Source organism: Prevotella aurantiaca, from assembly GCF_015262605.1.
GTDB classification, from domain to species: Bacteria; Bacteroidota; Bacteroidia; order Bacteroidales; family Bacteroidaceae; genus Prevotella; species Prevotella aurantiaca.
Map to the genome: position 1 here is coordinate 12,601 of NZ_JABZSJ010000006.1, position 12,819 is coordinate 25,419.

Annotated in this window: 14 protein-coding genes; 13 read left to right on the forward strand and 1 reads right to left on the reverse strand. The window is 39.8% G+C overall.

What is annotated here, in order from left to right:
• Window positions 1-31 precede the first annotated feature (31 nt).
• Both HXN26_RS02280 and HXN26_RS02285 read left to right on the forward strand, forming a co-directional pair.
• Window positions 32-1,111: a pyridoxal-phosphate-dependent aminotransferase family protein gene (locus HXN26_RS02280; protein WP_273158422.1), complete on the forward strand. Its 1,080-nt coding sequence runs from the start codon at window positions 32-34 to the stop codon at window positions 1,109-1,111.
• 6 nt (window positions 1,112-1,117) lie between these two features.
• Window positions 1,118-2,461, forward strand: coding sequence for an adenylyltransferase/cytidyltransferase family protein (locus HXN26_RS02285; protein WP_273158423.1), 1,344 nt, complete (start codon window positions 1,118-1,120; stop codon window positions 2,459-2,461).
• Between the two features lie 103 nt (window positions 2,462-2,564).
• Here HXN26_RS02285 and ribD read toward each other — a convergent pair whose 3' ends face one another.
• Window positions 2,565-3,566, reverse strand: a complete 1,002-nt coding sequence (gene ribD, locus HXN26_RS02290; RefSeq protein WP_273158424.1) for a bifunctional diaminohydroxyphosphoribosylaminopyrimidine deaminase/5-amino-6-(5-phosphoribosylamino)uracil reductase RibD — start codon at window positions 3,564-3,566, stop codon at window positions 2,565-2,567.
• Between the two features lie 26 nt (window positions 3,567-3,592).
• Between ribD and prmC the strand changes: the two genes are divergently transcribed.
• The 11 genes from prmC to HXN26_RS02345 all read left to right on the forward strand — a co-directional run bounded on the left by prmC (window position 3,593) and on the right by HXN26_RS02345 (window position 12,742).
• Window positions 3,593-4,456, forward strand: a complete 864-nt coding sequence (prmC, locus tag HXN26_RS02295) for a peptide chain release factor N(5)-glutamine methyltransferase (RefSeq protein ID WP_273158425.1) — start codon at window positions 3,593-3,595, stop codon at window positions 4,454-4,456.
• Complete coding sequence (locus HXN26_RS02300; protein WP_273158426.1) at window positions 4,453-4,956, forward strand: regulatory protein RecX; 504 nt, start codon at window positions 4,453-4,455, stop codon at window positions 4,954-4,956. Before prmC ends, HXN26_RS02300 begins: the two co-directional genes overlap by 4 nt.
• On the forward strand, window positions 4,943-5,647 hold the full coding sequence (locus HXN26_RS02305) for a ComF family protein (RefSeq protein ID WP_025000385.1): 705 nt from the start codon (window positions 4,943-4,945) through the stop codon (window positions 5,645-5,647). The genes HXN26_RS02300 and HXN26_RS02305 overlap by 14 nt, the downstream gene beginning before the upstream one ends.
• A gap of 116 nt (window positions 5,648-5,763) precedes the next feature.
• The gene (metK, locus tag HXN26_RS02310) at window positions 5,764-7,056 is read left to right on the forward strand and encodes a methionine adenosyltransferase (protein WP_273158427.1); all 1,293 of its coding nucleotides are present in this window, start codon (window positions 5,764-5,766) and stop codon (window positions 7,054-7,056) included.
• Between the two features lie 6 nt (window positions 7,057-7,062).
• The gene (locus HXN26_RS02315; RefSeq protein WP_273158428.1) at window positions 7,063-8,019 is read left to right on the forward strand and encodes a DUF4271 domain-containing protein; all 957 of its coding nucleotides are present in this window, start codon (window positions 7,063-7,065) and stop codon (window positions 8,017-8,019) included.
• Between the two features lie 6 nt (window positions 8,020-8,025).
• Window positions 8,026-8,775, forward strand: coding sequence for a uroporphyrinogen-III synthase (locus HXN26_RS02320; RefSeq protein WP_273158429.1), 750 nt, complete (start codon window positions 8,026-8,028; stop codon window positions 8,773-8,775).
• A gap of 61 nt (window positions 8,776-8,836) precedes the next feature.
• Window positions 8,837-9,280 (forward strand): ribonuclease P protein component, encoded by a 444-nt coding sequence (locus tag HXN26_RS02325; protein WP_273158430.1) that lies wholly within the window; start codon window positions 8,837-8,839, stop codon window positions 9,278-9,280.
• Window positions 9,277-9,525 carry a membrane protein insertion efficiency factor YidD gene (yidD, locus tag HXN26_RS02330; RefSeq protein ID WP_084472162.1) on the forward strand — a complete coding sequence of 83 codons (249 nt, stop codon included), beginning with the start codon at window positions 9,277-9,279 and terminating at the stop codon, window positions 9,523-9,525. Before HXN26_RS02325 ends, yidD begins: the two co-directional genes overlap by 4 nt.
• A gap of 71 nt (window positions 9,526-9,596) precedes the next feature.
• Window positions 9,597-10,895, forward strand: coding sequence for a tyrosine--tRNA ligase (gene tyrS, locus HXN26_RS02335; protein ID WP_273158431.1), 1,299 nt, complete (start codon window positions 9,597-9,599; stop codon window positions 10,893-10,895).
• A gap of 355 nt (window positions 10,896-11,250) precedes the next feature.
• Window positions 11,251-11,952, forward strand: coding sequence for a DUF4919 domain-containing protein (locus HXN26_RS02340; RefSeq protein WP_273158432.1), 702 nt, complete (start codon window positions 11,251-11,253; stop codon window positions 11,950-11,952).
• A gap of 37 nt (window positions 11,953-11,989) precedes the next feature.
• Window positions 11,990-12,742 carry an SIMPL domain-containing protein gene (locus HXN26_RS02345; RefSeq protein ID WP_273158433.1) on the forward strand — a complete coding sequence of 251 codons (753 nt, stop codon included), beginning with the start codon at window positions 11,990-11,992 and terminating at the stop codon, window positions 12,740-12,742.
• Window positions 12,743-12,819: the final 77 nt, after the last annotated feature.

Here is a 12,819-nt window from a genome sequence, read left to right on the forward strand (position 1 = left end):
TTTGCAATTTATATACGACAACAACACAGTTATGAATATGCTGAATTTCACAATAGGGCCCGTAATGTCGGCCGACGCAGTAAGAGAAATAGGTGCAGAACAAGTGCCATATTTCCGCACTTCTGAGTTCTCTGAGATAATGAAAGAGAACGAACAACTTATGAAAGAGTTTGCAAAAGCCGATAACGACGCCCGCGTAGTATTCATAACTGGCTCTGGAACTGCCTCTATGGAAGCTTCTGTTATGAACCTTCTCACTGTCAAAGATAAAGTATTGGTTGTGAATGGTGGTAGTTTCGGACAACGATTTGTAGATTTATGCGAACTGTACGCAATTCCTCATACTGTTATCAAAATGGAAGTAGGACAGCAAATTACTGCTGAAATGCTTGAACAATACGATGGACAAAATTATACTGCGTTTCTTGTAAATGTAGGTGAAACATCTACGGGTGTACGTTATGATATAGACTTAATTAGTAATTTCTGCCGTCGGAACAACATTTTCTTACTTGTCGATGCTATCAGCTCTTTCCTTGCCGATGAGTTTGATATGAAACAATTAGGTGCCGATGTTATGATAACAGGTTCACAAAAAGCTTTGGCTTGTCCGCCAGGTATCTCTATTATTGTTCTTTCGCCAAGAGCAATTGAACGAATTGAGCGTAACGACATCCGTTGTATGTATTTAAATCTTAAAGATGCGTTGCGAAATGGTGAACGTGGACAAACTCCTTTCACTCCTGCTGTGGGTATTTTATTACAAATTCATTGCCGTTTAAAAGAGATAGAGCGCAATGGAGGTGTAGCAGCGGAAATAGAACGAACTCGCAATTTGGCGATGGATTTCCGTCAAAAAATAGCTCATCTTCCTTTGGAACTTATCACACAATCGCCTTCAAATGCAGTAACTTCATTGCATCCGTTAAACAATTCTGCATTCAGCATTTTTGAAACACTAAAAGACGAGTACGGAATTTGGATTTGTCCGAACGGTGGAGATATGCGTGATACTATATTCCGTGTAGGTCATATTGGAGCATTAACACCTGCTGATAACTCTACACTTGTAGCAGCCTTCGATGAACTACATAAAATTGGCAAACTATAAACAGCTATGAAAAAGGTTATTACCTACGGAACTTACGATTTATTGCACAAAGGACATGTGCGTTTATTGGAACGTGCAAAATCTTTAGGCGATTACTTGATAGTGGGCGTAACAGCCGATACATTCGACCGTGAACGTGGAAAGATTAACGTTCAACAATCGCTTGTAGAACGAATAGAAAATGTTAGAGCTACAGGTTTGGCTGATGAAATTGTGATTGAGGAATACGAAGGTCAGAAAATAGACGACATAAAACGTATGAACGTCGATATTTTCACTGTGGGTTCTGACTGGCGGGGTAAGTTTGATTATCTTTCTGAATACTGTGAAGTGGTTTATCTTGAAAGAACAAAAGGCATTTCCAGCACCGAACTGCGTTCAGACTTATGCGAAATACACATCGGACTGGTTGGCGAATCGCCCATTATCAACAAATTCGTACACGAAAGCAAGTTTGTAAACGGCATAAACATCAGCGGTATCTACACCGAAAGCGACCGAAAATTAGGCAATCTGCGCAATGTAGTACAACTGTTTACCCGTACTTACACTGAATTGCTCGAAGTTTCAGATGCCGTTTACATCATTTCGCATCCAGAAAAACATTATGCACACATAAAGAAAGCATTGCTATTAGGGAAGCACGTGCTATGCGAGTCGCCCATTTCGCTGAAAAACGAAGAGTGGGAAGAATTAAACGGCATTGCAGATGAACAAGGACTCATCTTGATGGACTCTATAAAAACGGCTTATTCTATGGCATACGACCGTTTATGTCTACTTGCAAAAAGTGGAAAAATAGGTAAGATTTATTCTGTCGATGCCACCTGCACAAGTCTTTCTCACTATAATACAAAAGATAAAGAGGAACTACCATACACATGGAATAGTTTCTGCGCATGGGCACCAACTGCACTTTTACCTATCTTCCAACTATTAGGAACAGACTATACGCATAAAACCATTTGCACACACCTTATTAATGATGTGCCAAACTTCGATACTTTCACAAAAATATCGTTTATTTATCCCCACGCTGTAGCTTCTTTAAAAGTAGGACAAGGTATAAAATCGGAAGGCGAACTCGTTATTTCTGGTACAGAAGGCTATATCTACGTACCTGCTCCGTGGTGGAAAACTGACTATTTCGAGGTACGTCGAGAAAATCCAAGCGACAATAAACGGTACTTCTATCAACTTGATGGCGAAGGCATTCGTTACGAATTGCTCACCTTCATTAAGTCTATTCAAAATCTGCGCAACCTTTCTTATGTCAGCAAAGATGTTTCGGAAGCCATTGTTCATATCACTGCCGATTTCTATCAGCGCAAGGATACAGTGCTGATATAATTGCCCATTGGAGTTCCATATAGAAGCAGCAACTTGCTTACTATTTCAGCTATAGTAGCATTTCTCATAGAAAAATGCTACTATAACTATCAAAAAGAATTATTTACAAGCGTTTATAAGTAACTATAGTATTTCCGTAAATCTCTTTTTTTACAACCTCAACATTATGGGGAAGTTGCGGAGCTGCAACACCATTATCTATTTTAAAGGGTGCTGTTTCTACACGAATTTCGTCCCATAATCCTGCATTTATAAATGTTTGCAATGTATGTGTGCCTCCTTCTACAATAAGAGAACATATTTTCTGTTCTTTTTCGTTTTGTCGCTTTATAGTTTCTATAAGGTGTTGTAAACTTTTTACACACAAAGTTCCGTCTACCAAACTATCGGTTTTATATGTTGAAGACATAATTATTTTCTGTGGATTTCTACCGCTCCATTCTCTCACTGTAAGACGTGGATGCTCCATTTCTTCTGTATTACGCCCAACAAGAATTGCATCGTTCTCTGCACGAAGTTTATGCACAAGCATTTTAGTAAAAGCATTGGAAATCTGAAGTACTGGCTTTCCACTGCCAACAGATTGCGAATAGCCTATGAAACCATTGGCCGTCTGCGCCCATTTTAGCAAAATATAAGGACGATTTTCCATATTTCGCACAATAAATTCGCAATTTAACATTAAACATTCCTGTTCTAACACACCTACTGTAACGTCTATTCCCGATTTGCGAATACGTTCAATACCACGACCTTGCACGGCTGAAAATGGATCTATACAACCACAAACTACTCTACGAACTCCTTTCCGTACAATTAAATCGGCACAAGGCGGAGTTTTACCATAGTGCGAACATGGTTCAAGACTTACATAAATGGTAGCTTTTGAAAGTAGATATTCGTCTTCACTACGCACCGATTGAAATGCATTTACTTCAGCATGACCTTCTCCACAGCGCACATGATAACCTTCACCAATAATTTTTCCCTCATGGCTTACAATAACTGCTCCCACCATGGGATTAGGTTTTGCTAATAGTTGACCATTCTTTGCCAACTGCAAACAACGTCGCATATATATTTCGTCTATATCTTTTTGCTCCATTTACATTTATTTTTTATCTTTGCAATATGTTTACAAGCTACCAAAATTTATACCAACGGCTTACGAATGTATATCCGATAAGCGAAGCGAAAGCCATTGTTCGTATGGTTTTAGAAGAATATTTTGGTCTAACGCTTGCCGATATTTACACCGACAAAGTTACGCAATTATCAGCAGACGATGTTAACGAACTCGAAAAAATAATGATTCGGTTAGAAAAGGGCGAACCAGTACAGTATGTTCTTGGCTTTGCTGCATTTTGTGGACGGCAATTTAGAGTAGCACCAGGAGTACTTATTCCTCGTCCTGAAACTGAATTATTATGTGATTGGGTAATTAATGCTCATAGTTGTCCTTTCTGTGGTTTACAACCTCCTGCTCCTTTGCGTATTTTAGACGTAGGAACGGGTAGCGGATGTATTGCTATTACACTTTCATTAAATATGCCAAACTCCGTTGTTACAGCTTATGATATTTCTGCGGATGCACTTTTGATAGCGCGCGATAACGCCATCAGATTGGGAGCAACAATAAATTTCCAACTAAAAGATGCTTTACAGCTTACAAAAACCGATGAAACCTTCGACGTAATTCTTAGCAATCCACCATATATCTGCGACAACGAGCGCACAGAAATGATGCAAAATGTGCTCAATTTCGAACCTACAACTGCGCTTTTCGTACCTGACAACGATCCATTACTCTTCTATCGTGCTATAGCAGAATATGGAAGTTCTGCTCTTTCACATGGTGGAGAACTCTATTTTGAAATCAATTCTTGCTTTGCTGACAAGGTTTCAGACATGCTAAACGCTTTGGATTATGCGAAAATAGAGGTGCGCGAAGACCAATTCGGCAAACAACGATTTGTAAAAGCCATACATCCATGATACAAAAGAAACAAATAAGCGAAGCAGAAGCATTACGTAAACTTGGAGATCTATGTGCGCGTGGCGAGCATTGTTCGGGCGAAATGGCAGAAAAATTGCGCAAATGGGGCATTGCAACTGATGCACAAGAACGTATTATTGATAAGCTCATAGATTATAAATATATTGATGACGAACGATTTACTCGCTCGTTTGTACGCGACAAAATCGTTTTTAACAAGTGGGGACGTCGAAAAATAGAGCAAGCATTGTGGCAAAAGCGAATTCCACAATACATTTCACAACCCATTCTCGATGAAATTGAACCAGAAGAATACTTAAATGTGCTACACCAACTATTGAAAAGTAAGTATTCCACCATCAAGGCAGAAACTGATTACGAGCGTTCCATGAAGTTAATAAAATATGCAGTGGGACGTGGATTCACGCTTGATATCATTCGACAGTGCATAGACGATGTCTCAATAATAGAAGATTTAAACGAAAATGACACAGATTAGCTTCTTTTCCAGAGTGCTTGATCTCATTGTACCACGTGCTTGTCCATCTTGTGAAAGGCGACTTGCTATTACAGAAGGTCCACTTTGCGCTGCATGCAATATGAGTTTGCCTCGTACTATGCACCATCTTCAACCCTTTGAAAATGAAATGGCACGTCTATTCTGGGGAAGAATACCCGTAGAAAAGTGTGCGGCATTCTTCCTCTACAAACCTAATTCGACTTCAAGTTATCTTATTTACAAACTTAAATATTTCGATCATCCCGAAATAGGAGAACAGCTTGGACAACTTGTTGCAACCGAATATGAATCCGAAAACTTCTTCGATGAAATTACTGCCTTATTGCCCGTGCCTCTTACATACCGTCGTACCATTCAGCGTGGTTATAACCAAAGTATAGAAATAGCACGTGGAATAAGTTCTGTTACTGGGTTACCTATAATTACAAAAGCTATTCGTCGAAAAACGTTTATAGAAAGTCAGACTCACAAAGACCTATGGGAACGCAATAAAAACGTGGAAAACACTTTTGAACTCAACGATGCTGCCAAACTGAACAATCAGCATGTTCTCTTAATTGACGATGTAATTACTTCAGGAGCAACGATAACAGCAATTGGCAAAGAACTTATTAAGGTTCCAAACATAAAGATTAGCGTCCTATCCCTATGCTTTGCAAGCGACAAATAGTTTTACGGTTTCAGGTTCTAATAAATTCTAAAACTTTTGCTTTTATTTTGTTATACGGATATGTTGCCGTAACTTTGCATTCTTATAATAATAGGTAAACGTAAAAAGATATACAAATGGCATATTTATTTTCTTCAGAATCAGTTTCAGAGGGTCATCCTGACAAGGTTGCTGACCAAATTAGCGATGCTCTTCTTGACCAATTCCTTGCTTACGATGAAACTTCTCGTTGTGCAATAGAAACTTTCAACACTACTGGTCAAGTAGTTATCATGGGAGAAGTACGCTCAAAAGAATACATTGATATTCCTGCCATCACTCGCAAGACTATCAATAAAATTGGCTATACAAAGGCAGAATATCAGTTTGACGGCAATAGTTGTGGTATTCTTTCAGCCATTCATGAACAAAGTTCAGATATCAATCGTGGAGTAGACCGCACCGATGAGGATAATCAAGGTGCAGGAGATCAAGGCATGATGTTTGGTTATGCCTGCAACGAAACGGCAAATTATATGCCTGTAACGCTGGATTTAGCTCACTTGTTAATGACTACTTTAGCGGATATACGCAAGGAAGGAAAAGAAATGACCTATCTTCGCCCCGACTCAAAAAGTCAAGTTACTGTTGAATACAGCGACGATAATATTCCACAACGCATTGATACCATTGTTGTCTCTACTCAGCACGACGACTTTATAAAACCTACTGACGACTCTGTTGAGGCACAATTAAAAGCTGATGAGGAGATGTTGGAAAAAATTAGAGAGGACGTTCTGAAGATATTGATGCCACGTGTAAAATCTCAAATAAATTCAGAGAAGGTATTGGCATTGTTCAACGACAATATAAAATACCTTGTAAATCCTACTGGTAAATTTGTTATCGGTGGTCCTCACGGTGATACTGGGCTTACTGGTCGAAAGATTATTGTAGATACTTATGGTGGAAAAGGTGCACACGGAGGCGGTGCCTTCTCTGGAAAAGACTCATCAAAGGTAGACCGTTCTGCAGCATACGCAGCTCGCTACATTGCAAAGAACATGATAGCAGCTGGCATTAGTGATGAAATACTGGTTCAATTGGCTTATGCTATTGGCGTTGCGCAACCTGTTAGTGTTTATGTGAACACCTATGGACGTGCCAATGTAGCCCTAACAGATGGCGAAATAGCTGAAAAAGTTAAGCAAATGTTCGACCTTCGTCCTAAGGCGATAGAGCGAATGCTAAAGTTACGCCAGCCCATGTACGTCGAAACAGCTGCATATGGACACATGGGACGTAAGAACGAGATTGTTAAGAAAACGTTCACTAGTCTGTATCACGAAAGAAAAGAAATCGAAGTGGAACTATTTACATGGGAGAAGCTTGATAAAGTAGAAGAGATTAAAAAAGCATTCGGACTATAAGACTATATGCCAATAACCGATTCCATCGCTACACCGCTAATTTTTAGGCGGACACAAACCTCACCTCAGCAGTCTGAAAAGGCAGCAAAAACGGAGCGTGAGGAAACTGGCGTTGGACAAACAGATTCTATTAAGAGTCGAGAAAATAAGAGTTTGCTGAAATGGAAGGCTCCTAAACCTTTCAACCTGAAAGATATCAAGTTTGCAAAAGAAAGCTATTTCAAGAACAGTCCTTACTATCGTCCCGAACTGGGAATGACGCATAGCGGTGTACTTGGCGACCCTGTTCCTTACAGCGTTAGCAACGATAATGTTGTCGCAGGAACTCTATTAGTTTGTTTTGCTTTAGCGATGATAGCCTCATCGATGTCAAGTAACTTTATTGTAAGACAGATTAAGAGCCTCTTCCATCGCCCTTATCGAAGTAATAATGTCGGAGAAACAAGCCACGAAATACGTTTCCAGACGTTCTTAGTAGTACAAACAGCATTGCTTCTAAGCATTACCTATTATCTATTTACACGACCTGCAAAGAGTAGCAACTACATTATTGATTCTCCACTGCTTGCCGTAGGCATCTTCTTAGGCATCTTCTTAGGCTATTTTTTGCTTAAAAAGATTCTTTATTCGATTGTTAATTGGGTGTATTTTGACCGCAATAGCAATCAGAAATGGTCGCAACTAACTTTATTTCTTGTATCAACAGAAGGCGTTCTCATTTTCCCTGCAGTACTATTGATGATTTATTTCGGTCTGTCAGTGCAATATACGCTCATCTATGTCGCCACTATTATCGGTTTAACCAAATTGCTTCTCTTTTACCAAGGATATGTTATCTTTTTTAAAAGAACAGCTGCCAGTCTGCAAATAATTTTGTACTTTTGCACCCTAGAACTGATGCCGCTGATGGCATTAGTCGGAATTTTGGTATATACCAGTTACTATTTGACTATAATTTTTTAGGACACGATGATTAAAAAGATATTAATATCACAGCCTAAGCCTGGGAGCGATAAGTCTCCTTATTATGAAATAGCCAAGGATTTGGGTGTAGAGATGGTGTTTCGCCCATTCTTTAAGGTAGAAGGCTTGTCTTCAAAAGAGTTTCGTCAGCAGAAAATTAACTTGCTTGATTATACTGCTGTGGTATTCACATCACGCCACGCTATTGACAATTACTTCAAGTTGGCACAGGAAATGCGTATCACCATTCCTGAAACGATGAAGTATTTCTGTGTAATAGAAACCATTGCGCTCTACATTCAGAAGTATACACAATATAGAAAACGCAAGATCTTCTTTGGAACTTCTGGTAAAATAGACAGTTTGATTCCCACAATGGTAAAGCACAAGGACGAGAAATTTCTTGTACCATTAAGCTCTGTGCACACCGATTCCATTGAATCGCTGCTTACAAGCAATAAGTTGAAACATAAAGAATGTGTGATGTATCGAACGGTAAGCAATGATCTTACAGAAGAGGAAAAGCAATCTTTCGATTACGACATGCTTGTTTTCTTCAGCCCTACAGGTGTTCGTGCCTTAAAAGAGAACTTGCCAGACTTTGAGCAGGGCAATATTAAGATTGCGGCTTTTGGACCAGCAACAGCCAAAGAGGTTAAAGACCAAGGTCTTCGCCTTGATTTGGAAGCACCATCAGCAAAGTTTCCTTCTATGACAGGTGCATTACGTGCTTTCTTAGAAGAGCAAAAGAAGTAAAAATACATAGAAGATTTTCCTACCTCGGATAATCTTTTAAAACATAAAAAGCTAATAACCAATGTCTATTACCCATAGATTTACATTGTGTAAAGAGGAGCGAATATGCAGCAAATTGCTCATTGATCAACTCTTCAATGGGGGAAATAGTCATTCTATGGTTGCTTTTCCTTTACGAGCAGTATATCTAATAAAGGAACGTACCGACGCGCAATGCCCAACATCACCACAGGTTAAGATACTCATAAGCGTACCGAAGAAGCACTTTAAACGTGCTGTAAAGCGTAACAGAGTAAAACGGCAGGTGAGAGAATCATATCGAAAGAACAAGTATATGCTGCTTGACAAGTTGCAACCAATGCCTGAACAGGAGATGTTAGTGGCTTTTATATGGCTTGATAACATACTTCACACATCTGTTGATGTAGAAAACAAAGTGTGTAACCTACTTCAACGCATTGGAGAAAAGATTGAAACAGACAGAAAGGAGATTACTCTAGAATGATTCATAAGAAGGTTTTACACGCTGTTTCGCGCTTGTTATCGTGGCTACTGATACTTCCAATTCTGTTTTACCAACGGTTTATCACGCCTTTTACTCCTCCTTCTTGCAGATTTACACCTACTTGTTCGGAGTATGCAAGGCAAGCGCTCATAAAGCATGGGCCTATTAAAGGACTAGGATTGGCTATTTGGCGCATACTAAGATGCAACCCATGGGGCGGAAGCGGGTACGACCCAGTTCCCTAAACAAATATAAGTTTACCCCATTTAAACAATATAAATAATACAGCCCATGCGGGCTTTAAACACAATAATAGATGAAAAACTTTGTTGAAGAACTAAAATGGCGTGGTATGTTGGCCCAAATCATGCCCGGTACAGAGGAGTTTCTACAGAAAGAAATGGTATCTGCATACCTCGGAACAGACCCTACCGCCGACTCTTTGCACATTGGACACCTCTGCGGAATTATGATGCTCCGCCATTTACAGCTATGTGGCCACAAGCCGTATCTGCTTATTGGTGGCGCAACAGGTATGATTGGCGACCCATCGGGTAAGAGTCAAGAGCGCAATTTGCTTGATGCAGCAACCCTTTACCATAATCAAGAGGCGATAAAGAAGCAAGTTAGCAAGTTCCTCGACTTTGATGGCGATGCCCCCAATAAGGCAGAGTTAGTTAATAACTATGATTGGATGAAGGAATTCACCTTCCTTGACTTTGCAAGAACAGTTGGAAAGCACATCACCGTAAACTATATGATGGCCAAGGACAGCGTGAAACGTCGCTTAAATGGCGAAGCAAGCGATGGTCTTTCGTTCACAGAGTTTACCTATCAGCTATTGCAAGGCTACGATTTCCTCTATCAATATGAGAAATTTGGTGTAAAACTGCAGCTCGGAGGTAACGATCAATGGGGCAATATGACTACTGGTACAGAGCTAATCCGCCGTACTCTCGGACAAGAAGCCGAGGCTTACTGCCTAACTTGTCCACTGATAACTAAGGCAGACGGCAAAAAGTTCGGTAAAACAGAGAGTGGTAACATCTGGCTCGACCGCAATCGCACCACACCATACGTATTCTATCAGTTCTGGCTCAATGTAAGCGACGACGATGCAGAGAAGTATATAAAGATATTTACGTCGCTTGATAAGCCTACTATCGATGCTCTTGTAGACGAACATCGCCAAGATCCAGGCCGTCGCAGCCTCCAACGCCGCTTAGCAGAAGAGGTTACACGCATGGTTCACTCACAAGAAGACCTTGATATGGCGATGGCTGCTTCGAACATTCTCTTCGGTAAAGCTACCAAAGAGAACCTTTTGCAACTTGATGAGCAGACTTTCAACGACGTTTTCAAAGATGTTCCACACTACGAAGTATCTAAAGACTTACTCGGACAGCCTGCAGTAGACATCTTCAACCAGGAAGGTATGCAGATATTCCCAAGCAAGAGCGAGATGCGCAAGCTTGTTAAGGGTGGTGGTGTATCGCTTAATAAAGAGAAATTGCAAGCCTTTGACCAGGTAATTACTGCCGAAGACCTTATCGATGGTAAGTATTTACTAGTTCAGAAGGGCAAGAAAAACTACTTCCTTGTAATTGTGAAGTAAAGATAAAAAGCAAATAATAGTAAACAAAAAGGGGACCGATAATGCAAGCTGAACAAGCTTCTTTGTCGTTCCCCTTTTTGTTTTCTCTTGTTTTTCTACTAATATATAAGACCTTTAGAGCTTCTTCTTCAACACAGCAACCTTCTTTTCATTCTGTTTTGCCCAAAATTTCAATCTACGAAAACACTATCACTCCCTTAACAGATCCATACTCCACATTTACTTATTCCCCATACCCGTTTGATATTCAAAGTGCTATTTATTTTTCAAAGAAAGCTCAAAAAAGTTGCAAATGTATGATTACATTGCAGAAAAAACTGTATATTTGCTCCCAAACTTATAGTAATACTTAACTATGTACAAAAGATACATCTTACAACTCTTACTTTTATTGTGTCCACTTTGTGGTATGGCACAAGATAACACCTCTATTTTCCCAGTAGATTGGAAGCAGATTGAGCATACTGTAAAGACTTACCCGGATAGTGTAAAAGCACTTGTTACCCGCCTTACTCAGCCTGAAATTGATACAACAATGACAAAACCAGAGGGTATTCTCGCCTATTTTGGACAGTCGTATATCAGCAAAGGAAGCGAAATGGCAGATGTCATGAAGATGAATGAGTTGTCAAAAGACAATCCTTCAGCTGCACTCAAGCTGGCAGAAAAGGTGCTTGCAACAAACCCACTGAACATTGAAGCACTCATAGTTAAGGCTATAATCCTACTAAACAATGCCAAAACTACTTCTGCAAACTCGGAAGAACTCAGAGCGAAAGCACGCCATTGTTTGATCACCACGATTCAAATTTACAACATCATCAACGCTACTGGCAACGGCACAGCCGAGCAACCATTCCGTGTTCTCTACGTAAGCGACGAATATAACTTCATTCACTACTACCTCGAAATAGAGAATATAGAAGGTCAGTCGCTTATTATGACTGGCGAAAATAAGTTGCCTTGCGATTTATTACATTTAGGAGAGAAAAGCCAAAACTGGGATAAAGAAAAGATTTATTTCGATATTACACGTGTACTCGAATTAGAACGTTAAACATTTGAAGTTAATAACTAACATAAATACATAGATTATGAAGATTGAACAAAAAGAAATTGTAAAGGTAGCACTGGGCATTATCATTGGTGCTGCAGCTGTTGCATCTTGCTGGCAAGTTGGTCGTGGACTGCAAAACTTTCGCCGTGGAGAGAACAAAATCCAAGTAACAGGTATGGCAGAAAAGCAAATAACAAGCGACCTCATTGTGTGGAACCTTACCGTTAAAGGTAGTTCATTCTCCAAAACCGAGGCTTATAACGAGTTTAATAATTCGATTAAACAGGTAAAACAGTTTTTCATCAACAATAATATCCCCGATTCGTGCTTAGAAATGAGTAGTGTGAGTATTAACAAACAGACTCGCAGCGAATACAGTTCAAAGGAAGAACGATATATAGAGATTGACGAAGGCTATGCCGTAACGCAGAATATTACGATTAGTTCACACGATTTACCTATCGTAGAAAAGGCGTATCAGAAAATATCTTCACTATATGAACGTGGCGTAGACTTCAATAGCAACGACCTACTCTACTATTATACGAAGCTAAACGACCTAAAAATGGAATTGTTGAACAATGCCAGCATCGACGCATACAAGCGTGCTGAAACCATTGCTAAGGGCTGTAACGCATCTGTTGGTAGTCTTCAGACGTCATCAATGGGTGTGTTCCAGATTGTAGGTCTAAATAGTAGCGAGGACTATAGTTGGGGTGGCACCTTCAATACAACTGACAAAGAGAAGAAAGCAAGTATTACAATACGTGCTACTTACTCTCCTCGCTAATAGTTAAACCCGATTGTTAGAAGAACGAAACAGACGCACATTTAATTCTTAACACACGAAAAGCGGATATATCAAAA

Coding starts and splice junctions, on each gene's coding strand:
- HXN26_RS02280 (WP_273158422.1), top strand. CDS start 32: ATGAATATGCTGAATTTCACAATAGGGCCCGTAATGTCGGCCGACGCA.
- yidD (WP_084472162.1), top strand. CDS start 9,277: ATGATTCATAAGAAGGTTTTACACGCTGTTTCGCGCTTGTTATCGTGG.
- metK (WP_273158427.1), top strand. CDS start 5,764: ATGGCATATTTATTTTCTTCAGAATCAGTTTCAGAGGGTCATCCTGAC.
- prmC (WP_273158425.1), top strand. CDS start 3,593: ATGTTTACAAGCTACCAAAATTTATACCAACGGCTTACGAATGTATAT.
- tyrS (WP_273158431.1), top strand. CDS start 9,597: ATGAAAAACTTTGTTGAAGAACTAAAATGGCGTGGTATGTTGGCCCAA.
- HXN26_RS02345 (WP_273158433.1), top strand. CDS start 11,990: ATGAAGATTGAACAAAAAGAAATTGTAAAGGTAGCACTGGGCATTATC.
- HXN26_RS02315 (WP_273158428.1), top strand. CDS start 7,063: ATGCCAATAACCGATTCCATCGCTACACCGCTAATTTTTAGGCGGACA.
- HXN26_RS02325 (WP_273158430.1), top strand. CDS start 8,837: ATGTCTATTACCCATAGATTTACATTGTGTAAAGAGGAGCGAATATGC.
- HXN26_RS02305 (WP_025000385.1), top strand. CDS start 4,943: ATGACACAGATTAGCTTCTTTTCCAGAGTGCTTGATCTCATTGTACCA.
- HXN26_RS02340 (WP_273158432.1), top strand. CDS start 11,251: ATGTACAAAAGATACATCTTACAACTCTTACTTTTATTGTGTCCACTT.
- HXN26_RS02300 (WP_273158426.1), top strand. CDS start 4,453: ATGATACAAAAGAAACAAATAAGCGAAGCAGAAGCATTACGTAAACTT.
- HXN26_RS02320 (WP_273158429.1), top strand. CDS start 8,026: ATGATTAAAAAGATATTAATATCACAGCCTAAGCCTGGGAGCGATAAG.
- ribD (WP_273158424.1), bottom strand. CDS start 3,566: ATGGAGCAAAAAGATATAGACGAAATATATATGCGACGTTGTTTGCAG.
- HXN26_RS02285 (WP_273158423.1), top strand. CDS start 1,118: ATGAAAAAGGTTATTACCTACGGAACTTACGATTTATTGCACAAAGGA.